The sequence below is a fragment of the Nostoc sp. NOS(2021) genome, from assembly GCF_017115025.1.
Lineage (GTDB): Bacteria > Cyanobacteriota > Cyanobacteriia > Cyanobacteriales > Nostocaceae > Nostoc.
In genome coordinates, this window is sequence record NZ_JABXKM010000038.1 from 1 (window position 1) to 22,487 (window position 22,487).

The 22,487-nt window shown below is 42.3% G+C and carries 18 protein-coding genes; 8 read left to right on the top strand and 10 right to left on the bottom strand.

The features are described 5' to 3' along the window. Positions 1–688: 688 nt before the first annotated feature. From HWQ41_RS04545 to HWQ41_RS04565, 5 genes are all read right to left on the bottom strand, one after another. Positions 689–6,100 (bottom strand): ATP-binding sensor histidine kinase, encoded by a 5,412-nt coding sequence (locus HWQ41_RS04545; protein WP_292760262.1) that lies wholly within the window; start codon positions 6,098–6,100, stop codon positions 689–691. A 220-nt stretch (positions 6,101–6,320) separates the two neighbouring features. Continuing rightward, a complete protein-coding gene (locus HWQ41_RS04550; protein WP_292760263.1) occupies positions 6,321–6,992 on the bottom strand; it encodes a Uma2 family endonuclease in 672 nt (223 codons plus the stop codon). 118 nt (positions 6,993–7,110) lie between these two features. Then, on the bottom strand, positions 7,111–7,884 hold the full coding sequence (hisA, locus tag HWQ41_RS04555) for a 1-(5-phosphoribosyl)-5-[(5-phosphoribosylamino)methylideneamino]imidazole-4-carboxamide isomerase (RefSeq protein WP_292760265.1): 774 nt from the start codon (positions 7,882–7,884) through the stop codon (positions 7,111–7,113). 183 nt (positions 7,885–8,067) lie between these two features. Further along, on the bottom strand, positions 8,068–8,367 hold the full coding sequence (locus tag HWQ41_RS04560; protein ID WP_292760267.1) for a DUF3593 domain-containing protein: 300 nt from the start codon (positions 8,365–8,367) through the stop codon (positions 8,068–8,070). Further along, positions 8,364–8,699, bottom strand: coding sequence for a DUF2499 domain-containing protein (locus tag HWQ41_RS04565; protein WP_292760268.1), 336 nt, complete (start codon positions 8,697–8,699; stop codon positions 8,364–8,366). Before HWQ41_RS04565 ends, HWQ41_RS04560 begins: the two co-directional genes overlap by 4 nt. Before the next feature lie 378 nt (positions 8,700–9,077). Between HWQ41_RS04565 and csaB the strand changes: the two genes are divergently transcribed. From csaB to HWQ41_RS04585, 4 genes are all read left to right on the top strand, one after another. Continuing rightward, the gene (gene csaB / locus HWQ41_RS04570) at positions 9,078–10,136 is read left to right on the top strand and encodes a polysaccharide pyruvyl transferase CsaB (protein ID WP_292760294.1); all 1,059 of its coding nucleotides are present in this window, start codon (positions 9,078–9,080) and stop codon (positions 10,134–10,136) included. 342 nt (positions 10,137–10,478) lie between these two features. Further along, entirely contained in the window at positions 10,479–11,954 is a 1,476-nt protein-coding gene (locus HWQ41_RS04575; RefSeq protein ID WP_292760269.1) for a glycosyltransferase family 87 protein, read from the top strand. A 140-nt stretch (positions 11,955–12,094) separates the two neighbouring features. Beyond that, on the top strand, positions 12,095–12,412 hold the full coding sequence (locus HWQ41_RS04580) for a hypothetical protein (RefSeq protein ID WP_292760271.1): 318 nt from the start codon (positions 12,095–12,097) through the stop codon (positions 12,410–12,412). Continuing rightward, entirely contained in the window at positions 12,409–12,756 is a 348-nt protein-coding gene (locus tag HWQ41_RS04585; RefSeq protein ID WP_292760273.1) for a hypothetical protein, read from the top strand. The genes HWQ41_RS04580 and HWQ41_RS04585 overlap by 4 nt, the downstream gene beginning before the upstream one ends. Positions 12,757–12,815: 59 nt before the next feature. Here the strand turns inward: HWQ41_RS04585 and pgeF are convergent, their stop codons facing one another. After that, a complete protein-coding gene (gene pgeF, locus HWQ41_RS04590) occupies positions 12,816–13,601 on the bottom strand; it encodes a peptidoglycan editing factor PgeF (protein ID WP_292760275.1) in 786 nt (261 codons plus the stop codon). Positions 13,602–13,678: 77 nt separating this feature from the next. Between pgeF and HWQ41_RS04595 the strand changes: the two genes are divergently transcribed. Continuing rightward, positions 13,679–14,497 (top strand): biotin--[acetyl-CoA-carboxylase] ligase, encoded by an 819-nt coding sequence (locus HWQ41_RS04595; protein WP_292760277.1) that lies wholly within the window; start codon positions 13,679–13,681, stop codon positions 14,495–14,497. A gap of 90 nt (positions 14,498–14,587) precedes the next feature. Next, positions 14,588–16,144: a M23 family metallopeptidase gene (locus HWQ41_RS04600; RefSeq protein WP_292760279.1), complete on the top strand. Its 1,557-nt coding sequence runs from the start codon at positions 14,588–14,590 to the stop codon at positions 16,142–16,144. Between the two features lie 62 nt (positions 16,145–16,206). Here HWQ41_RS04600 and HWQ41_RS04605 read toward each other — a convergent pair whose 3' ends face one another. After that, on the bottom strand, positions 16,207–16,887 hold the full coding sequence (locus HWQ41_RS04605; RefSeq protein WP_292760280.1) for a riboflavin synthase: 681 nt from the start codon (positions 16,885–16,887) through the stop codon (positions 16,207–16,209). 340 nt (positions 16,888–17,227) lie between these two features. On the opposite strand from HWQ41_RS04605, the gene HWQ41_RS04610 reads away from it, so the two are divergent. After that, complete coding sequence (locus HWQ41_RS04610; RefSeq protein ID WP_292748087.1) at positions 17,228–17,725, top strand: bifunctional nuclease family protein; 498 nt, start codon at positions 17,228–17,230, stop codon at positions 17,723–17,725. Positions 17,726–17,937: 212 nt separating this feature from the next. Continuing rightward, positions 17,938–19,068 (top strand): aldo/keto reductase, encoded by a 1,131-nt coding sequence (locus tag HWQ41_RS04615; protein ID WP_292760281.1) that lies wholly within the window; start codon positions 17,938–17,940, stop codon positions 19,066–19,068. A 170-nt stretch (positions 19,069–19,238) separates the two neighbouring features. Here the strand turns inward: HWQ41_RS04615 and HWQ41_RS04620 are convergent, their stop codons facing one another. The 3 genes from HWQ41_RS04620 to HWQ41_RS04630 all read right to left on the bottom strand — a co-directional run bounded on the left by HWQ41_RS04620 (position 19,239) and on the right by HWQ41_RS04630 (position 22,331). Beyond that, positions 19,239–19,676: a hypothetical protein gene (locus HWQ41_RS04620; protein WP_292760282.1), complete on the bottom strand. Its 438-nt coding sequence runs from the start codon at positions 19,674–19,676 to the stop codon at positions 19,239–19,241. Between the two features lie 693 nt (positions 19,677–20,369). After that, complete coding sequence (locus HWQ41_RS04625; RefSeq protein ID WP_292760284.1) at positions 20,370–21,374, bottom strand: HNH endonuclease; 1,005 nt, start codon at positions 21,372–21,374, stop codon at positions 20,370–20,372. A gap of 18 nt (positions 21,375–21,392) precedes the next feature. After that, positions 21,393–22,331, bottom strand: a complete 939-nt coding sequence (locus HWQ41_RS04630; protein WP_292760286.1) for a site-specific DNA-methyltransferase — start codon at positions 22,329–22,331, stop codon at positions 21,393–21,395. Positions 22,332–22,487 lie beyond the last annotated feature (156 nt).

A 22,487-nucleotide genomic window follows, 5' to 3' on the forward strand; every position in this document is an offset into this window, starting at 1 on the left:
TGATTACTTATTAAAATTAAACTCGAAGAACCCCCCCCCGCCAAAGCTACGCTTCGTCTCCCCGCCTGCGGGGAGGGGTTGGGGGTGGGGTTCTTTTATTATGGGTAATTTGGCGGACATGATATCAGAATTCAGGAGTCAGAATAGTTAAAGAATCAGGATAACATTTGATGAATCAATATACCAATTATACTGGATTCCTTCTAAATTCTGACTTCTGACTCCTGGGTGATGAATTCTTACCTGATTTATTTTTGATGAGAATTGTAGAGACTTAATTAAATTTAAGTCTCTACAAGGAACTATAAAGCTTTTTATTCGGTTTTGTTTGGTTTTTTGATGTCTTGTGGAGGTTGTAGTTTCTTCTTCTTTGTTCCGCTAGCCTGTGTTTGCTTCAATGCTTTGTTGGAATTTTGTTCTTGACTAGACATAATACTAAATTTTAAAGTCTAATACAATTTAATCTATATTACGGGTATTGTCGATTACTGAAATATCTCAGAGAAGATTTAAGTAAATATACTAGGCGGTGGGATAGCACGGATGTGCTGCCCTACGACAGGTGTGGTTCAAATACATGGAAACTGCTGTAATTGCATGGAATACAGACCTAACCCCCAGCCCCTTCCCTTGCAGGGAAGGGGAGTAAGTCTCAAATCCGTACTTGTTTAAATCGGAGTAGTAGCCATTAAGAGACTGGAATCTCAATGACAAATTCTGTTCCTTCGCCAAGCACAGAATTGCAACTCAACCGCCCATCGTGGGTTTCCTCGACAATTTGACGAGCGATCGCTAATCCTAATCCCGTTCCTTTCCCTACCTCTTTAGTTGTAAACAGGTGGTCAAAGATCCGCGATCTAATCTCCTCTGGCATCCCCTGAGCGTTATCTTTGATGCAAATTGTTACCGTGTGTTGGTCACTGGATACTTCGGTGTGAATCAGTATTTGCTGATGATCGGCTCTGACTTGGGCAAAAGAACGCCCCTGAATGGATGTATCGAAGGCATCAATTGCATTAGCGAGGATGTTCATAAATACTTGATTTAGCTGTCCTAAAAAGCACTTTACAGGCGGTAATTTTCCATATTCGGTGATGACTTCGATCGCTGGACGTTTTTCGTCAGCTTTGAGGCGATACTTCAAAATCAACAGGGTACTCTCAATCCCTTCATGGAGGTTACAAGCAACTTTTTCGGCTGTATCGGCTCTGGAGAAGGTGCGGAGGCTGTTACTAATGTCTTCAATGCGATCGCTTGCCATCTTCATCGAGCCTACTAGCTTTGGTAAGTCTTCAGTTAGGAATTCTAGGTCAATTTTTTGGCCATGCTTAATGACTGCGATCGCTGGAGTAGGATGATGTTGTTGGTAGCATTGGATATGGGCGAGTAAGTCTTCAGTATACTCTTCGGCATTGTCGAGACTGCCTTTCAAAAATCCGATGGGATTATTAATTTCATGTGCCACCCCTGCAACCAAATTGCCCAAGGTTGCCATTTTTTCATTTTGCACCATTTGTAGTTGGGCTTGCTCAAGTTCTTGCAGCGATCGCTCTAACTGTTGTCCATAATTTTGAGATTCTTGATAAAGACGAGCATTTTCTAGAGAGATGGCGGCTTGGGTACATAGCAGTTGGATAACTTCAGTGCGATCGCTCGTAAATGCACCAATTGTCAGCGGATTTTCTAGATATAGCAGCCCGATGATTTTGCCCTGATTTAACATCGGCGTACACAACACACTCTTAGGTTGTTGCTGCATGAAATATGGGTCGGCGATAAAATCAGTTTGTGCTGTTACATCATCGAACACAACAGTTTTTAAGCTGCGTTTGACAGAGTTTACCAGTGTAATCGGAATGCCTTCGCTGGTTGACAATGGTACAGATAGTAAGGTGACTCCTTCATTGATGCTGGCTACGGCTTTAACCATTAAGTTGCCCTGTTGGAGTATAAGCAGGGCAGCCTTTTGTGCCCCAGCATTTTCGATCACCACTTGCAAAAGGGTTGTGAGTAATTGCTCTAATTGAATTTCACTGGAGAGAGCTTGTGAGGCTTTAAAGATGGTGGCAAAATCGAGGGCTTTAGAAATATTGTTGCTAGAAAGGTTTGTGTGGATGGTTTTATTTGGGAATGATAATGTATTGACAGTTAAACTCAGTTGAAATTGATTAAGTTGCCCTTGTAGGATGGGAGTCAGAAGTTGGGGATAGCGTTTTTCTAAGTCCTCGATTTTGGCTTTAGCGCCCCAACGGGCATAGCAGTAATAAGCTTCTTGCATGTAAGCTTGAGCGATTTTTTCTTTGCCCCAGTCGAGGTAGAACTTGGCAGCTAGTTCATTGCTCAAGGCTTCTTCTTGGATATATTCATTTTCTTTAGCAAGAGAAATGGCGCGATCGTAAAATTCCATTGCTTTGTTTTTTTGCAGCAAAACCCGATGCCGTTCTGCTTCGACTAAATAAAATTTGTGTTGATGATTCGTTGGGGCATGATGCGCCCATTTTTTCAGCTTTTTCTGATGGGATGTTACTTTTTTAAGAATCTGTTTTTGCTCGGTAGCCGTTGCTGTTGGATAGAGAATTAGTTGGGTTAGCGCCTCATAAAAATAAACTATTGGTACAACTGCCGCCGATGTTACCCCATCTAAATAGGTTATTGCATTAATTGCTGCCTCAGATGCTCTGGTATAATTTTCAAACAAGTAGCAAAGTATCAGTTCATTGGCATAGCTAAAGCTCAATCCAGTGCGATCGCCTGTTTGCTCTTGTAATGGGCGAATAGTTTGGGCATCATAAACAGCACCTGATAAGTAACTGGGATTAGTAGATCCCAACAAATTCAAGATGGCTTGACGAAATGAATTAATATACGTCTGAGGTTTTTCTTGTCTAAAATGGCTGTAGACTTCAGCATAATCACCCATCTGTTTTTCTAACTCAGTCAATTCCTGCCCCATAAAGTATCCATGAAAGCTACAGCTATAGCTAGCCCAAGCAGCATATTCAATATCTCCGGTTTCTAACCCCACTTGATAGGCTTCGATTAACGGTGCAATTGTGTCTTTAAGGGGTTGATGCCAGTGATTAATAAATGTTTGAACAATGAAGAAGGTTCTAGCTTTGAATTCCTTGCTATGGAATTTTTCGAGAACTTGTAATGCTAATTGACCAAATTCATAACCTGTCTGAATATTTCCCAGAATGCCACACTCAATCAATCCATACCAGGCATAGCCAAATGCAGATGCTGCCGCATTGCCGTACTGCATCGATAAATCGACTTCGCTCAAGATTATTTGTGGCAGTAAATCTGGACGACCAATATAAGCCGTTGAATTCGTACTAGCCAGAATTCGGATTGCTGCCAGTTGTTTGTTCCCCGTCATGTCAGGCAAATCAATTAAATTTAAAGGAGATTTACCTAAAAGTCGCAATTTTGTTTGGGCTAAACTGAGGAATGTTTGCGTTTTATTTGCTTGATGAGATAGTTTGACACCTAAGAGATTTAGCAGGGCGATCGCAGTCTGAATCGAATCATCAAAACGACTCTGAGCTAAATAAGATTGGATTTGGATCTCAATCGATTTCACCTGATCTAGTAAGACGTTAGCATGTTGTTGCACTTGTTTAACAAACTCTTCTACCTGGTCAAATTGACCCATGAAATAGGCTGCCGAAGCAGCTTCTTCATACAAGGCTAATGTGAGTGAATACTGTTGTTGCCAACTATCTGTTCTCAATAGCTGAATCCCGCAACTGATATATTCCATTGTATTAGCATAAGCAGTAGATAGTTTGGCTTTTTGTCCAGCCAGCAAATTTAACTGTGCTAATTGATAGCGGTCAGACTGCCGAGTGATTAGCTTTAGACCAATATTCAACTGATTAACAATCTCAAAAATTCTCTCTTCCTGCTTTTTAATCGGTATTTTGCTTAATAATAGTCGGCCAATTTGCAGATGGATGGATTGCTTTTTGGACTCTGGGATTAACGCATAAGCCGCTTGTTGAACGCGATCGTGTAAAAATTTATAATTTACAGTTAGCGAACTTTGTGCTAAATCCTGTGTTTCACGCCCGACATAGAATTTGTAAATTTCACTTTGCGGTAAGATTAATCCCTCTTGTAATGCTTTCCAGAGGTATGTTGCTGTTTCGGTTTCGGAATTTTCTGAAACAATTGCCAATGTCGCCAAATCAAATTGATTACCAATACAAGCCGCTAATTTCAAAACATCCTGCGTTAATTCTGGCAATTTACGCAACTGTAACACCATAAAATCAACCACATCATCTGTGAGGGCTAACGCCTTCAACTGAGTAATATTACACTGCCAACTTCCGCTATCCAAATCAAATTTAATTAGCTGGTCTTGATGTAGCGCTTTGAAAAATTGCGTACTAAAAAATGGATTTCCTTTGGTTTTCTGATAAACAAATTGTGTTATTATTTGTGTAGTTTCTAGTGAACAATTTAGGGTATCAGCAACCAGTTGATTTAAACTTGCTTCACTCAGTGGAGCTAATGTAATTTTGTTAATGCTAAAATTGGCTTTGGCAATTTCATCTAATGTCAACATCAATGGATGAGCAGCAGAAACTTCATTATCCCGATAAGCTCCAATTAAAAGTAAAGCTCCACTTCCAGACTCGTTCATCAGCAACTGCATCAATTTGAGTGATGTAGAATCAGCCCACTGCAAATCATCGAGGAAAATTACTAATGGATGTTCTTTTGTGGTGAATACCTGAATGAACTTTTGGAAGAGTAAATTAAAGCGATTTTGTGCTGCATTGGGTGAAAGTTCCGTTGCAGGTGGTTGTTGACCAATAATTTGTTCTAGTTCGGGAATTACCTCAAGAATGACTTGCCCCTGATCACCCAGCACTTGTAAAATTTTATTTTTCCAAGTTGACAATTGTTCATCTGATTCACTCAGCAATTGCCCCATTAAATCTCGAAACGCTTGTACAAAAGCAAAGAAGGGAATATTACGATTAAATTGGTCAAATTTGCCTTTGATGAAGTAGCCCCTTTGCCGGACAATGGGTTTATGAACCTCGTTCACCAAAGCAGTTTTACCAATCCCAGAAAAACCAGCCACCAGCATTAGTTCCGTCTGATTGTTGGTAACGCGATCAAATGCTTCTAGCAGAGTTTCAACTTCATGCTCACGACCATAGAGTTTTTCTGGGATAATAAAGCGATCGCACACATCCCGTTGAGCAATTGGGAAACTTGCAATTTTCCCTGTTTCCTTGAGTTGAGCCAAACAATTTTCTAAATCATATTTCAGCCCGAATGCACTCTGATAGCGGTCTTCGGCATTTTTCGCCATCAGTTTGCTGACAATAGACGAGAGTACAGGCGGAATTTGGGGATTAATCTCATCTACTAAAGGCGGAAGTTTGGCAATATGACAATGTACCAATTCCATCGCATCGTGCGATTGAAATGGTAATTCCCCTGTTAGTAACTCGTAAAAAGTTACACCCAAAGAATAAAAATCAGTCCGGTAATCAATTCCCCGATTCATTCGTCCAGTTTGCTCTGGAGATAAATAGCCGAGTGTCCCTTCTAGCACATTAGGACTCATCAATATTTGAGTTTCTCGTGGCAACAGAGATGCAATACTAAAGTCAATTAACTTAACTTCTTTAGTTTGTGGATTAATTAAAATATTGGCGGGTTTAATATCTTTATGAATGATGCGATTACGAATTAGAATATCTAAGGCATTACACAGAGCGATCGCTATTTGTAAAAACTCAATCAGAGCTTGTGGTGTTCCCCCCATCCCCCCATTCTCTCCTCTCCCTTGCCACTGGTTGAGGGAAATTCCCCCAAAGTCCTCCATCACTAACGCATAGCCATTCTGATACGGTTCCAGGCTGTAGGTTTGGATGATTCCAGGTAGATTCAGATTTTTGGCGATCGTGAACTGGTTGCGAAACTGTACCAATTCGCTGAAACTGGGATAAGCAGTTTTCATGAGCTTAATCACCACAGATTTTTGGTCAGTCTCTCGATTAGCCCGATAAACTAAAGTTCGAGAACCTTTGTATAGTTCTTCGCTAACGTGATATCCGGGAATGCTGACCATAGGGCTTAATTTTTGAAACCTTATTATCTAGGGTTCCCAAAAACAGGGCAATATCTACAGCTATAGATTAAGGCATTGCACCCAGATGTGAACAATGGTTTACAAATTAGGTATCGGACAAAACTCGCTTCTTAGTTTTACTAGCAACAGAAATATCCTCATTACCAAAAATTTAGTTATACCTAACCTACATTCATCAGTTATTTAACCAAACTTTATATTACTGCGCTAATGCTTCACGCACCCACTGTCTAAATACTCGTCGCGCTGTACTAGATCCTTCTGTCAGGCTAAATTGCAAAAACTGCAATATTCCCTCAATCACAGGTAAATTCTCAAATGTGGGGCTAGTTTCCACTTCAACATACTCTTTTTGATTTAAGACAAATACTTGCAAGTTGCCATCACCGTAACACCAAAGTTCAGGTACACCCAACGCCACATAAGCACTAAGCTGAGTCTTTGAGGTAACATCGATTTCAATTGCTAAATCTGGTGGTAGATCAACTGACAAATCTAACCGTCGCTTGCCGATCATTTGGCGAGCATTTTGGATATAAAAACAGGTATCCGGTTCTACACCTGCTGCCATTTGCGTAGGCGCAGCCCGCCGTAGGCATCGCTTAAATGTTGCCGAGCCGTAAGATTCCCAGTCAAGTTCTAACTCATCAAGTAGGATTTTAACCATGTCACCAATTAATTCTTTGTCAACTTCATGCTCTGGTGAAGGCATCCGAATCTCTAATACCCCTTGATAGTAAGCAACTCGTCCAGCGCGATGTTCTCCAAGTTCCTCTAGAATTGCTTCAAACTCTGCCCAACTGATCTCGCGCAATGTCAAGCACTGCCCTGGTTGAACGTCGATCTGGCGCAGTTGCAGTGTAACAACCATTTCATCCTCCGTACCGTTCACTGTTTAGCTAAAACAAATAGCCGGACTGGTTAAGAATCCCACACTGTACTCGCTACTCCGAGTCAGTGTGTGGAGTTGTCACCAAAGGCAGAAAATGTCAAGCAAAGGTAGAAAAACCTAGATTTGGTGGAATATCCTGAATCCGCCCAGGCCCGATCGCTCGTAATGCTTCTTTGAGTAAAATATCCCCAGTATACAAAGCACGTCCGACAATCACACCAGTCACGCCTTGAGGTTCTAACGCCAATAAACTCAACAAATCGGTGAGAGAACTTACCCCGCCAGAGGCAATTATCGGGATGGAAATTGCCGCTGCCAGTTCTCGCAAAGCTTCTAAATTGGGGCCTGTAAGTGTCCCATCACGGTGGATATCTGTGTAAATTATCGCGGCTGCACCCAATTCTTGCATTTGTACAGCCAGTTGGGTTGCTAAAACTTCTGAGGTTTCTAACCAACCGCGAGTTGCTACGCGTCCGTCACGGGCATCAATCCCGATGATAATTTGTTCGGGAAATTCTGCACACAATTCTTGCACTAGCTGGGGTTGTTCTACGGCGATAGTTCCGAGAATTGCCCACTGTACGCCTAGATTGAATAATTGTTGTACGCTGGTGCGATCGCGCAATCCTCCACCAATTTCAATCGGCACTGACACCGCATGAGCGATCGCTTCAATTGCCCCCAGGTTTACTACTTTACCTGCTTTAGCACCATCTAAATCAACTATATGCAATCTCGTAGCACCTTGATCTACCCACTGTTTGGCAACATCAGCCGGATTTTCGCTAAAAACTTGTGAGCGATCGTAGTCTCCTTGATACAGTCGTACACAGTGACCTTCTAGTAAATCAATCGCTGGAATTACATCCATTTATTTTTTCCTTATAACTCAATAGAATCAAACACTAGCTATAGCTGAATTTACTATTTTTCTATTAGACCTGTTGCAAAAGTCCCTAACACCCCACCCCCAACCCCTCCCCGCTTGCGGGGAGGGGAGACAAAGCGTAGCTTTGGCGGGGTGGGGTTCTTATTTTTGATTTATGCAAGAGGTCTATTTTTCATTTGTTATTTTTAATTGCCTTACAGCTTGCCCAAAACCCAGCACAAGCAAGATATTAGAAAGGGTCAAAAATAGTTCTGCACCACCGTGCAACCAATCGACATTGGCCAAAGACTCGCCATAATGCAATTGGGCGTAAATTCCGGCTGGGATGGTGACGGCAACAAAGACAAGAGTGCCGTAAAATCCATACAGCGCTAAACGCGGCATTTGCGGACTGCGGCTGATAAACCACAAGAAACCCAAATAGGGAAACAGTGAAAGTGCAAACAGGGTTTCTTTAGAAATCATTGCTCTAATTTGATAGGTTTTGGTTCAACAGTCTTAGGAGATTTGGTAGAACGCCAAATCAAAAACGCTGCTACCCAAAGCGTAAAATTACCAACTAAGGTCATAGTAGCTTGAAGCGTTACCAGCCATTCCAGAGATTCGGCGTTCTCGAAATAATGCCAGGTACAAGCACACATGGCGCTGACCAAAGCTGGTAACATGGCAAGGGATAATCCCCACCAATTGCGGTTATTAGTGAGTTCGCCGTAAGTCCAGATTAACCAAATGGCGACAATCCACTCAATAACGCTAGAAATATGAATAATCCAGGTGGGAATTGATAGGGCGTTCATAAGAAAGAGACGCGATTAATCGCGTCTGTACAGGAGTTAGGAGTGTCAAGGTGATATCTAGCTTGAAATTTTTATTTGTTTAAACAAAATCTTTACTTGTTCTTTTAGAATTTTAAAACTTCCGAGTTCAGAGGTTCAACGTCCGAGTTTAAAGGTGCAACTTCCGAGTTCAGAGGTTCAACGTCCGAGTTCAGAGGTTCAACTTCCGAGTTCAGAGGCTCAACTTCCGAGTTCAGAGGGGGTTCTAACTATCTTCTACACTATTCAAAGTAGAACTTGGGAATGAGTTTACCATCTGTATCGGGGACAGAGATTCATTTAACAATAGCTATTAATCCAAAATCCAAAATCCAAAATCCAAAATCTAAAATGGTCAAGATGCGGGCATTATTGTCTGGGTATTACGGTAAAGGTAATGGTGGTGACGAAGCTTTATTGGCAACGCTTTTGCAAATGTTACCATCTCACGTAACGCCTGTGGTACTTTCTGGTAATCCAGAGGAAACGCGCGATCGCTACAATGTAGAAACCTACGATCGCATGGCTCCCTTACCTGTGCTGCAAGCTTTACGCTCAAGTGATGCCTTCATTTGGGGCGGCGGCAGTCTCATTCAAGATGTTACCAGTACTATCAGCCCATTTTATTATGGGGGACTGATGGCATTGGCGCAGAAAATGGGCTTGAAAACCATTGCTTGGGCGCAGGGTATTGGCCCGTTAGTGCGTCCGCAAACTCGCTGGCTGGCACGGCAAACCTTTGGTAATTGTACTAAAATCAGTGTCCGCGATCGCGCCAGTGCTGCTTTATTATCTGACTGGCAAATTCCTTGTATCATAGCTCCTGACCCGGTTTGGGCGTTGGAGTCGAAACCAGTACCGGGACTTTGGGATTTACCTGCGCCGAGAGTTGCGGTAACGTTGCGATCGCATCCCCAACTTACACAAACACGTCTAGCAAACTTGACTCGTGCTTTGGTTGACTTTCAAAAAGCTACGCAGGCTTTTATTTTATTACTGCCATTTCAAAAAAGTGAAGATTTAAGTATTGCCGAAGCTATTCAACCCCAACTTCAAGATGTCAGCAAGATTTTGTGTCTAGAAGATCCGCAACTTTTGAAAGGTGTATTTCGCGGCGTTGAAATGGCAATTGGGATGCGTCTGCACAGCTTGATTATGGCTGCTGCTGAAGGCTGTCGCTGCTTTGCTCTTAGTTATGACCCCAAAGTAAATCGTCTCATGGAAGACTTGGAAATGCCTGGATGGGATTTAGCGAGTTTACCAGATGACCCCAATTTGATTGGTCTGACTTGGATGGAGCATTACGCTAACGGTGATCCGTTAGCACCTGAGCAAATACAATCTTTAGTAGATAGGGCATTAATGCACCGCGAGTTATTGAGCCAAGCTTTATGTAATAATTCAGACCAAAAAATGTAGAGCGAAGAAAATACAAAACTTCTTTTAGGGACTTCCAAATAAAAAAATATCCCAAAACGAGGCAAAAATCCTCTCTACTTCTCCTCTCTGTGTGTTCTCTGCATCTGGAGTGGTAGCCTGCGGCAAGCCGCTCCGCGTCTACGTTTATTTGGATAATTTATGTCTTGGAAATCCCTGATCATATTTTGAACAAGACTCAGTACCGCTCTATCCCTTCTTTCCTGTTCCCTGTTCCCTGCCCACGCAAGTAAATTCAGGAATCAAACCCGATTCCTATATTATAAAGATTGACTTCAGCGATATTATTTATCAAATGCAGAAAGAATTATTGGGATCATTCCGATGATAAGCTTTGGCTTTTGGAACCTAATTATAGTAATAGTAGTTGCTTTAGTTCTCAAAAATAATTGGCGATTAGATGATGAGAAGGCAGACTGGAAAAATTCTTTATTCTTAAAATCTTCTGTGATCCAACAGTTGATAAAATTTTTTCGTCAACCAATTGTTAACTTTCTCGTCCAAGCAGGTGTTGTATTAGTCGTTACAAGATTACTCTGTTATACAGGTTGGCTAATTTATTTACTAAATCAACCCAATCCACCCTTATGGGATTTTCAGTGGTATTATGTGGCGAGTAAATTGGCTCATCAGCATTTGAGTCCCTTTCATGTCGAGATTTTTAACCAAAGTTTCTGTACCCTAACTAAGGTATGTGGATTTATTCCACCCTTTGTCTATCCACCTAATATTATTCCTCTCATCTGGTTTCTTGGTTATTTTTCGATCAATACTGCATTTACAATCTGGATTGGAATGCATATATTAGCAATCGCTTTGGCCTTATGGGGAGCGAATATCCTGCTGGAGTCGAAGTCACTAGCTCTGAGAACTATTTGCACAATCTCGGTTGCCTTGATTTATGGCTTAGTTCGCGATCTTCAAGTTGGTAATGTTGCCATTTTCATTGCAGTTCTGATCTTATGGATGTTTATCTTGGCTAGAAAACATCAGGATATTCCAGCAGGAGTTTGCTTGGGGCTTGCCCTTTGTAAACCAACATTAGCTGCATTATTCGTTCTGTATTTTCTACTTAAAAGACGGTTTTCTCTAGTTTTTGTATCTGTTGTCACAGTAACTTCTCTAGTATTTTTAGGTCTAGCCTTGACGGGCAATTCTTTGACACAATTCCTGTCGGATGCAGATCGGGGATTTTCACTCTGGCTCAATGATCCATCAGTTAGCCCCTATATTTCGATCACTCGCCTCGATTTGATGGTTGTGGGCCCAAGATTATTTCCCAAGAACCCATTCGTTGCCAAGCTTTTGTCAGACTTAATTGTTCTGATACTTGTTGGATTGGTGGGTTGGTATTGGTATCTACAACAATCTCTCACAGCCTGGTCAAAAAAAATCTACTTAGCAGAAATGGTGCTAGTTTCTTGCTTGAGTATTGCCATCAACTATTCACAGCAAACTAGTTCTGTGATGTTAATACCTGCTGTTGTTTTTTTGCTAAATGATTTGCTGTATCAGATTAGGAATTGTACATTTTCTAGGAAAAGGATGTCTGTTTGGTTAGTAGGAGTTTGCTCTCTTGCAGTGCAAACAGCAGTTATTCATGATTGGCTTATCGGCTCTCTAGCAAACCACTGGAACGTAAAAGCAGGGGAATTGCCCTACATTATGAAAGTAACTATCTTCGCCCTACCGAGTTATGCCATTTTAGCAATCACCGTAAGTATTTTAGTCTTAGCAATTAGTTCCCTGCGTCAAAAACAGGTTATAAAATTTGAACCTTTGAATCGGGTGTCAAATTAGAACATCAAGAGTCATAAGTAACTGGGCGTGAATAACAGGGCTAGTGGTTTGAGTAGAGGAAGAAAACCTAAATCTAGATAGTCTGTGGTCAGCGCTCGAAATCACGCCATAATAAAATCACACAAGCGCGTACATTTTATATGACACAGGTATCGCACCCACGACGCACCCGCATTATACAAGCATCAACCTTAGCACCTGAAGAAGTACCCCACTGTCAGGAACAACGTGATGCTTTTGCTATAAAGTGTCGTGCTGTTTTCGAGCGCTTACGTCCAACTCTGATCGAAACGCATTACAACTGGCATATTGCCATCGATCCTGAAACAGAACAGTACCTCATTGACCCAACATTCTTAGGGATAACGCAAAAAATCCATGATGCTTATGGCAATACTAACGAAGTAAAACTTACCATATTCCGACTCAACGACACAGGAACCTGCGGCAGGTTATGAGTCTCAGTTTGTGGCTAATGCGAATATCACCTGACCTGATCTCAATAAACCATATCAATGAAGAGAATATTTTAGAAATTGGTACTAGCACAGAAATAATTTCTGTAATTTATGAACTTTATCCTGACATTAGATTCGATGCCGATTGTTATTACTTACCAGGATGCAGTAGAGAAAATCCTAGTGATTCTTCTGTATGGAGAGTGTGTTTAGGTGATGAACCCGTAAAAGTGATTTATCTCTCACCCCATGTTGGCAAGTGCGATTTGAGAATTATTCAGAATCTCTGTCATCAGTTAAAATGTCGTATTTTTGATCCACAACATGGCAAATTTATATATTGAATAATATTGAATCCAAGCTGATAAAGCGATCGCTTTATCAGCTAAAACACATTTTAATGCTAGGAACTCGTTTTGCCGCTAACAATCCCTGACCACTGTACTTTTTTCTCTTTTTCCCGGCGGTAAGAAAAGAAATGCTCTGGAGTTTGGAAAGTACAATAAGGTGCGATCGCAATTTGTTCTGCACTAATCCCCATATTTTCCACTTGTAAGGTATTCACTCGCCGGACATCCAGCCGTACCTTTCCTGGATTTGGGTCTTCTAGCAAAGGTGAATTTGGTAGCTCATATAATGCAGTTATAATTTTTTGTTCGTCGTTATATGGTATAATGCTAGCCCCAATTTCAGCCGCAACTTCGATAGAGACTTGGTAAACTTCACCAGCGATCGCTGGGCCCATCGCAATGCGTAAATCATCGAGTTTACTGCCTTGAGATTGTAGTCGAGCGATCGCTAAGGGGACAATCTTCTTAGCAGTCCCCCGCCAGCCTGCGTGTAATGCTGCCACCCGTCCAGTTTTCACATCCCCAATCAACACGGGTGTACAATCTGCACTAGCTACCCAAACAGCTTGTAGAGGCTGTTCGCTAATTAAACCATCTGCTGAGGCTAAATCATCCCCAAGAGTGCTTAAGAGGCTGTCAATTTCTTGAGGGGTGAGAACAGTATTGCCATGAACCTGCTTTAAGCGATAGACTGATGCCTCTGGTTGCAATAATTCTGTGAGAACTTGTGGCGATCGCGGCCAAAACTGCTGGGTAAAGAAGCCGTGATGCCAACGTTCCAGAATACTACAAGTTAGATAGGGCAGTCCTTCCCAATTGCGCCAGTGCCAAGTGTGCATCTTCAACCAAACCTAAACAGAAATCACTCATCAGCCAATCAATGCTAACTTGAACAACGGAATTTGGGTTAACTGCTGTGGGATTTAATCTGCAAAACTTGGAAGCAGCCTTGAAAGCAGGGCGTAAGTATACATATTTACCATTTTCCCTCCACTTTTTTGAAAGTGTCTCCTCAACTAACCAAACCCTCTGGAACTTACTCAACCAAGGGGCTATTTCAGGAACAGTAGTAATCGCAACTGTGCAATCTGCTGGGCGGGGACAATGGGGACGCCAGTGGATTTCTCCGGTTGGAGGATTATATCTTTCCGTGGCGATTTCTTTTGACCACAAAATAGAGGCTACTGACAGCTACCAGCTAACTTTCGCTACTGCTTGGGGAATTGCGTCTCAATTACGCCAGTGCGGTATAGATGTTGGGATAAAATGGCCCAATGATTTAGTTTTAAATGGTCGCAAACTAGGCGGCATTTTGACAGAAACCAAAGTAAACAAAGGACAAATCACCCAAGCAGTAATTGGTGTTGGTATTAACTGGACAAACCCAGTACCAGAAACTGGAATCAATCTGGAATCGTGGCAAGCTTCCCAAGATTTCCGACCAATTTCTTGTCTGGAAATGCTAACCTCTACAGTCTTGCTGGGAATAGAATCCGGTATGGAGTGCCTTTGGCAAGAAGGAGTAAGCATACTCTTGTCTCGCTATCTAGACTTGCTGACAAATATGGGCGCTCGCGTGTACGTCAATAATCTTTCAGGTACTGTAGTTGGGGTGACTCTTCAAGGAAATTTACGAGTTGATTTAGAAATAGATGATACAAAGGAACTAATTACACCGGAAATTTATATTGAACCCGGTACAATCAGTTTGGGGTACCATAAATCTTCCATTTAAATTTGAGGTTTGTTCAAAATTTCGCTCTTTGGGCAAGACAAACCACTAGCATCATCTCTTTAGGCTAATTACACACAACTGAGAGAACAAATGACGCAGCGCAATAATTCTGCCCATCATGGTTTGCATTACTTATGGCAGCGAGGTCTGACGAAAAAACGCTTTGCCTCGACGTTACCAGCTCAGAGCCTCTGTTGGCTGAGTAGCATCAGCCTCCTCAGCGGCGGCTTTGTGTTTGCCCAAACGGAAACACAAATAGACAATATCGTTCCCACTGTTGAAAGTTCCCAGCCAACAGCAGTTACAAATCTAGTAAAAAAACAGGCTGTTGCACCGGAAACAGCGTCAGCGCCACCAGAATTTTCCCAACGGCGAGCCAGACTCAGACAGAGATTAGGCAAGCCAGAGGTTGCTCAATCAAAAGAGCCAGTTAGGCAGTCTACACCCAAAATCGAAGCTGCTCAACCTGTTGTGATTATCAGACAGTCAAAGCCCAAGGTAGAAGCCTCCCAGGTTACTCCTGTAAGGGTGAGACAGGAAAAACCCAATACCCCTGCCCGCTCTTTACCTGAAAAACTTCCAGAAGTTGCTCAACCATCAAATAACTCGAATAGCACTGTCAGTGCAACGGCGGAGAAAACCAAGGATTATAATAACGCCTATATTGACCCTAATAGTTATGACAGTGGTGCCACAGCTACTTATCAAGCACCAAATTCCGTAATTCTCACAGACCGTTCCAGTGGTTGTCGAGCCATCTTGCCGTCAGGGCAAAGTCTATTAGGCGGCGTTTGCGCCAAAGTACCCCAAAGGAATGTAGCTGATTCTAATGGTAAATCAGTACCTAATTGGCTCAGAAGAAGTCAAAATGCACAATTAGCAGTAGTTCCACCCGTGCGGCAGATTGCAACTACTGGCAATACCAGCAGATGGCGTCCTACTGAAAGTGGTTCTAGTGGTGTCACCAAGAGCGCATTTCGCCCGAATCGGTTTATCCCGAATCCCGGCGAGTTCAGCCCCACAACAGTGAGTGCAACTCCGATCGCGCCCAGTGGTGGGACTTTACCTCCACCAATGGCAGATGGCAACATTGCACCCCGCCCTAGCACTGTAGCTTACGACTTCTCACTGGCATCAGTATTGCCGCAAATCCCCTACACGGGGAGAGTCGCCTATAGTGGTACAGGACTGATGTATCCACTATCTATTCCCGCTCCCATTACCTCGTTGTTTGGTTGGCGAATTCATCCAATCACAGGCGATCGCCGCTTCCATGCTGGTACAGACTTGGGTGCGCCTACGGGAACACCAGTTTTGGCAGCTGCTGCTGGTCAAGTGGAAACTGCTAACTGGGTGGGTGGTTATGGTTTAACCGTTATCCTAAATCACAAATCCGCCGAACAAACTCTCTACGGTCACATGTCAGAAATCCTTGTTCAACCTGGTCAGTGGGTACAACCTGGAACTGTCATCGGGCTAGTTGGCAGCACCGGCAACTCCACAGGCCCTCACCTGCACTTTGAAGTTCGCCACCTAACACAAGATGGGTGGGTTGCTACTGACCCAGGCGTGGAATTACAAGGTGCCCTCAGCCAGTTAGTGCGAGGCTTACAAACTGCTCAGGTAAGCCAACAACCAGGCAGCTAGATTCAAAATTTTGGATTTTAGATTTTAAATTAATCTAAAATCCAAAATCTAAAATCTAAAATTCAGAGATACCCGTGTTCTGCTAAGAATGCGGGGGTAATGCCATCTATACTAGTTTCATCACTGGCTCTGGTGTGTGGGTTGCCAGAGTAAAGGAATTTTTCCACGTATTTGCCGAGAATATCCCCTTCTAGATTCACTAAACTCCCAGAAACCAAATAGCGAAGATTTGTCTCGGTGTATGTGAGGGGAATTACCGCCACTTTGAATTGGGAGAGTTCTGGCTCATATGCGGCGACTGTGAGGCTGATGCCATTCACCGCTATACTACCTTTAGGGACAATGTACCGTGCGATCGCCTCGGATGCAATAAAGGTCATTTCCCAAGAACTAGCCGTTTGTTCTGCCACTAGCAATCGACCGATGCCGTCTACATGACCCATCACAAAATGACCGCCAACTTTGCTGCCCACCCTGAGCGACGCTTCTAAATTGACATATCTCTGTTGCGTTTGCTCACCTCCCAACGTCGTGCGGCGTAGCGTTTCTGGTGAAGCAGTGGCAATAAACCCATCTTTTAAAACTTTTTCCACTGTCAGGCAAACACCATCTACAGCAACACTGTCACCATAAGCCAAATCTTGCATGATTACTTCACCCGACTGGCTTACACAAGTAATTTGCCAAGAATCGCCCCCCAAGGGTTCCATCGTTCCTAATGCCTGGATTAATCCTGTAAACACGGCTTTTTTGTCAAACTAACTCTATTTATTGCCTAATTTTGGCTGAAATCAATTGGTAATTCTCACAGAAATCTCGAATATCCAAGTATATTTTCTGACTTTTTTTCGTATAGGAATATTAACACATTAGCATCCTTCACAAGGCATACTTGGGTAAGAAGGTTATTGTCTAAGAAGACCAATTTGACTTACTCTGGTTTTCACCACAAGTTCGGAGTTTAATAGAAGCAATTATAGAGAACAAATGCTTATGTTTATTACTGTTCCCAAACCGCCCCAAAAAGGGTACTATTTGTTACACAGCATCCAAGGCTCTCAAAGGATTGTAGAGGCTTAGCCAATGATTGAAATGAAAGTCGCTGGCATAGCATTAGATGCCATAACTCGCAGCCCGATCGTACTTTTGAAAGATTCTTCAGATCGGCGGGCTTTGCCAATTTACATCGGTCAGGAACAGGCTAGGGCAATTATGGGCGCACTGGATAATCAGAAGCCTCCCAGACCCTTAACTCACGACCTGATTGTGAATATTCTAGAGACTTGGAACATGACTCTAGAAAAGGTAATTATTCATTCCCTGCAAAAGGATACATTTTATGCAGCTTTAATTGTCCAGCAAGGCGAGGTCAAAAAAGAAATTGACGCGCGTCCTAGCGATGCGATCGCCATTGCCCTCCGTACAAATACCCCCATCTGGGTAATGGAAGAAGTTATTGCCGATGCTTCTATCCCTGTTGATCGCGATGCAGATGAAGCCGAACAGCAAGCCTTCCGTGAATTTATTTCCAATCTCCGTCCTGAAGATTTGATCAAGCGCTTTGGTAATGGCGATAGCTAGGCAATTTTAGATTTTGAATTTTGGATTTTGGTGAAGCAGCACGGTCTTCTCCCAAGGGGAGACGCCAAGGGCGATGGGGGTTTCCCCCATGAGTGACTGCTGAACCCGTTCGCGCAGCGTCTCCCCTTGGGAGAAGGGATTGAAGGAAAAATCTAAAATCTAAAATCTAAAATCTAAAATCTAAAATTGAATGACTCCTAACTTTGTTAAAGATGCAATACCGACGCTTTGGGAAAACGAATCTGCGCCTCTCGGTTTTTTCTCTGGGAACAATGCGCTACTTGGCTTCTTTTGAAAATGCTCATCAGACCATCGAACAAGCCTTAGCGCTAGGAATTAATCATCTAGAAACTGCCAGAGGTTACGGCAAAAGTGAGGAGTATCTTGGTAGGGCGCTAAAAGCTGGGTTGTCATTACCCCGAACGAAGCTTTATGTCACTACCAAAATCTCAGCCACAGCAGATGCTGACACCATGCGTCGGTGCATCGACGAATCCCTAGAACGATTACAACTAGATTATTTAGATTGCTTAGGTGTTCATGGTTTGAACACTTGGCAACATTTGGAATGGGTGCAAGCCAAAAATGGCTGTATGCAAGCTGTGGAGGAAGCTGTTGCTGATGGTCGAGTGCGACACGTTGGTTTTTCCACCCACGGGCCATTAGAGGTAATTCAGGCTGCAATCAATACAGATTTTTTTGAATTTGTCAATCTGCATTATTACTATTTTTTCCAACGGCACGCACCAGCAATTCAGCTAGCTGCCCAAAAGGACATGGGTATTTTTATTATTTCCCCTGCTGATAAGGGAGGACGCCTCTACACGCCACCCCAAACCTTAAAAGACCTGTCTCAGCCGTATTCACCCTTAGAATTGAGTTATCGATTTTTACTTGCTGACAACCGTATTACTACTTTGAGTATAGGGCCAGCAAACCCAGATGAATTAAGGGAACCTTTGCGAGTCGCTGACCATGATGGAGAGTTAACATCAGCAGAAATTTCCGCTTTCCAGCAATTAGAAAATCACCAAAAAGTTGCTTTGGAAACTGATAAGTGTAGCCAGTGTTATGCTTGTTTGCCCTGTCCAGAAAATATCAATATTCCAGAGGTATTGCGGTTACGTAATCTCGCAGTCGCATACGACATGAAAGATTATGGACAATATCGTTACGGAATGTTGGAAAATGCCGGTCACTGGTTCCCTGGAATGAAAGGCAACCGGTGTACAGAATGCGGTGACTGTTTGCCTCGGTGTCCAGAAAAGTTAGATATTCCAGCTTTATTGGAAGATACTCACGAAAGATTAAATGGGAAAGTAGGTAGGAGATTGTGGGGTTGACACTCTCCGGTCTAAAGACTTACTGTGTACACACAAGTCGGAAAACCTCATTCATCCACATTGGCTTGAATCTGGTAGGGTGCGTTATGGACATTAGTCCTAATGCACCTAAAATCTGAGATGGTGCGTTAGTAGGGTGTTGACTTTGTAGAAAATGCGCTAAAAAAAATTCATGCAATTTTTGTGTCATCATCCCAGCCTGAAAACACAGTTCTTCTTTGCGATAGCATGGACTGACCAAAAACTTGGGATGACCATGCTTTCAGATCAAGGTATCGAACAGTTTCTAGTGCTTGCTTAACTACAGAAGTTGTTAGATTCATAGTACATAGTGAAATACTTAAGACTGTTTGACCTATTTGTTTAATAGGACATCTAGAAGAAAATTGTTTATATTTACCAAAAATTGATTCAATGATATCGGAAGTAGCCAACAGAGTGATTTCCGCAGGAATTTGAGAACTTTCTTTGCTCAGATAATCAACAATTTTTTGAGGAAAATTCGGATTTATGTGAAAATCTGAGCAAGATTGGAGAAACTCAAAGCTAGTTACAGATTGTTGGCTAATTCCACGAGTTTTGAGATAAGTCTCTACAGTTCTTGTCATCTCAACCATTTGGCCCCAGACTGTGATTTCTTCCTGATATTCAATTTTCTTATACTACTAAAGCTTGGAGTCGAAGTTTCATCGTTCGAGGCACCCAACTTGAAGTTTTTTTCAACCCCTCGCAAACTACCTCCACAAATAATAATTTGCTGTACTGCTAACTGTATTGTTTCAACGCTGTAATGATGTCCAACTGCGAAAATAATTGAGATATAGCAACGGACAAGGAGGTTAGGACATTAACTGATGATAAAACCTATATACAAACAGACTTTCAACCCAGTCCCCAGTCCCCAGTCCCCAGTCCCTTGCTATAAGTAGTCGTGCAAAATAAATTGTACATTTAGGAGAGGGAAAAGGGAACAGATAAACACTACAGGGATTTTGATTTGTTCCAAAAATATTCAATTAATTTTGCTCAGGTACTTAATGATTAGGGCATGTTCAAGAGAACGCAAAAATGAGTGTTTATGCTTAATCCAGGGTCAAATTCGCTATCAGTCCCTCTTCTGGGCAACTCCTTTGACCTGTGCAATTGCACCCTCTGGAGCTATATGTATAACGACGCATAACGGTGAAGTGCAGCGGCGGCAGACAACCTTTGGGACATAACCGAGATATTTGTTCCGTCCGTTGCAGCGCAGTGTTAGGTTGCCGACTGCTAGTAATTGCATGAACTCTAGATTTGTACTCTCAGGCTGCAAGACGTAAGGAATTGGCAATAGACAAATAATGCCTATGGGGGCGATCTGATGTGGATGGAGGAAGAAGAATTAAAGCTCTTAGAGCTTCAGTAAATTTTTCTAACCCTTCATCGCGTGATCTTGCACGGAGTTTGTTGATCTTCCTTTCATTTAGCTTAATTGAGTAGTCCTCATCCACGAATACAAGACCACGATCATAAGCGTAATGATGCAATGCACATAACGCCATCCCGTTAGAAGTTTCATCAGTTCCATCATCGTGGCTTACTGGTACAATATGGGCTGCCTGTACTAAATCAAGCTGCACACCGCACATGGCGCATCGGTAGTTATAGGCAGTTAAAACCCGATCTTGGAAACTGGAATCTCTTAATCTTTTCTTGACAGTCCGAATTACTGTTTGGCGAGCCCAGCTAGTTGATTCAATTTCTGCATCATTTACTGTGTTAGGTTTCTCAGCTACAGTTTCAAGAACACCGAGGTCATGCTCAGATTCTCCAAAACCGTGTAGAGATTCTAAATCTCTGACATATTCAATAAAGAAGCTAGGCTTAAATGCAATTGCTATTTCTTCATTTCCTTTGTCACAAGCAGAAAAACCATTAATGTGGGCATTGCGAAGGTATTGTTCACGGATCTGGATTGAGGGTGAAGATCCTAGTATTCCAGAATGCTTGTTGTAATCAAAACCTGCAAAAACTCCATCTTCATCCCACCAACCAAGAATTAGAGTTTTCCCCCCAATTTCAGGCTCAAAAGAGCTAGTAGGCAAGCCTGTAATTTGGATACGGTATTCGCTTCTAGGTCTTGCCGATCCCCCTCCATGAGTCAAATTCCAAATATAGATACGAAGTCGATAGCTTTCATCATTCCTGTAAATTTGTAGCCTCAAAGGGTGAGTAACCCGGCTTTCTAAATAAAGAACATTCCAACCACACTCCGAAACAGAGCGTGTGACAATACTGAGAAGATCATCCTTGGTAAGTTTACGCACAATTCACCCCCAGCCAAATCACTCGTCAAAACGATATTGGCTTCCGATCAAGTATTCCTCGTTCAATTCAAAAGCCATCCATCGCCTTTGTAAATTTTCTGCAACAAATCCTGTTGTGTTTGAACCTGCAAAGGGATCTAGTACAAGATCATTTTTATCAGTCAAGAAATTAATGAAGAAATCGGCAAAAGATGCAGGGAAACGTGCTGGATGAGGTTTCATTCCTGATTCTTTGCATTTCCGTAGATACGAGCTATTCGATTCCGTGTTTGCTGCTTCAATAAGATTAGGTGGAATTGCTCCTGAGTTATCTTTTTGAAACTTAGTAGAAATATCGTGACCGCTAGGGCGTAATTTAGCCTTATAGCCATTCTTCAAAAGCTGTTTCATGCTTTCACTGTAAGGCTTTAAAACCTTTCTGTTGTCAGCTTTTGGATGTTCGATTTTTGATAGCCACCAAACAGTATTAACAGAATCTTTTACTCGAATACGCCTAACAGTAACCCATTCCGCAGGTGTGGGGAGTCTAGCAGGATTGTAGTGATAAAACTCTTGAGCCAAGAAAAAACCGACTTCCTTACAGAGCCTAACTAGCAATTCATATTGATAGATACTACGAACTGGATTACCAGGAAGATAAGCACCTCCCAGATCAATTACAAATGATCCATCTTCAGCAAGTACTCTCTTAAATTCATATGCAAATGGAAGAAACCAATCGACGTAAGTTTCCGCACTCTCATTTCCATATTCCTTTTTGCGGGTAAGGGCAAATGGGGGTGATGTCAAAATTAGATTAACACTAGAATCTTTGAGATTTTTTATAAGCTCAAGGCTATCTCCTAAGTATGCTGCCCCATAGGTCTGAGTGCAATAAGGCTCACTACTGATTTCTGATTGCCTAGTTATTTTTTGCTTCTGAAATAACCCTAATTGCTTGGAGCCTGCTTGAGCCATGCCTTTAAATAGTAAATACGTACTCTTATACCACCTCGACAGTAACCATAGCACGGATCGAATTTTTTTTCTCATCCAACACTATCAAAAGCAGCTTTCTCGACTCCTAAGCAAGAAAATCAAGCCTTTGTTGCCATAAATCCCTGTACTCATAAA

What these genes read in the sequence shown, in the direction of transcription:
- HWQ41_RS04585 (WP_292760273.1), top strand. Translation starts at nt 12,409, where the DNA reads ATGAGTCTCAGTTTGTGGCTAATGCGAATATCACCTGACCTGATCTCA.
- HWQ41_RS04600 (WP_292760279.1), top strand. Translation starts at nt 14,588, where the DNA reads ATGACGCAGCGCAATAATTCTGCCCATCATGGTTTGCATTACTTATGG.
- HWQ41_RS04545 (WP_292760262.1), bottom strand. Translation starts at nt 6,100, where the DNA reads ATGGTCAGCATTCCCGGATATCACGTTAGCGAAGAACTATACAAAGGT.
- HWQ41_RS04615 (WP_292760281.1), top strand. Translation starts at nt 17,938, where the DNA reads ATGCAATACCGACGCTTTGGGAAAACGAATCTGCGCCTCTCGGTTTTT.
- HWQ41_RS04550 (WP_292760263.1), bottom strand. Translation starts at nt 6,992, where the DNA reads ATGGTTGTTACACTGCAACTGCGCCAGATCGACGTTCAACCAGGGCAG.
- HWQ41_RS04630 (WP_292760286.1), bottom strand. Translation starts at nt 22,331, where the DNA reads ATGGCTCAAGCAGGCTCCAAGCAATTAGGGTTATTTCAGAAGCAAAAA.
- HWQ41_RS04575 (WP_292760269.1), top strand. Translation starts at nt 10,479, where the DNA reads ATGATAAGCTTTGGCTTTTGGAACCTAATTATAGTAATAGTAGTTGCT.
- HWQ41_RS04565 (WP_292760268.1), bottom strand. Translation starts at nt 8,699, where the DNA reads ATGAACGCCCTATCAATTCCCACCTGGATTATTCATATTTCTAGCGTT.
- HWQ41_RS04620 (WP_292760282.1), bottom strand. Translation starts at nt 19,676, where the DNA reads ATGACAAGAACTGTAGAGACTTATCTCAAAACTCGTGGAATTAGCCAA.
- pgeF (WP_292760275.1), bottom strand. Translation starts at nt 13,601, where the DNA reads ATGCACACTTGGCACTGGCGCAATTGGGAAGGACTGCCCTATCTAACT.
- csaB (WP_292760294.1), top strand. Translation starts at nt 9,078, where the DNA reads ATGCGGGCATTATTGTCTGGGTATTACGGTAAAGGTAATGGTGGTGAC.
- HWQ41_RS04610 (WP_292748087.1), top strand. Translation starts at nt 17,228, where the DNA reads ATGATTGAAATGAAAGTCGCTGGCATAGCATTAGATGCCATAACTCGC.
- HWQ41_RS04560 (WP_292760267.1), bottom strand. Translation starts at nt 8,367, where the DNA reads ATGATTTCTAAAGAAACCCTGTTTGCACTTTCACTGTTTCCCTATTTG.
- HWQ41_RS04580 (WP_292760271.1), top strand. Translation starts at nt 12,095, where the DNA reads ATGACACAGGTATCGCACCCACGACGCACCCGCATTATACAAGCATCA.
- hisA (WP_292760265.1), bottom strand. Translation starts at nt 7,884, where the DNA reads ATGGATGTAATTCCAGCGATTGATTTACTAGAAGGTCACTGTGTACGA.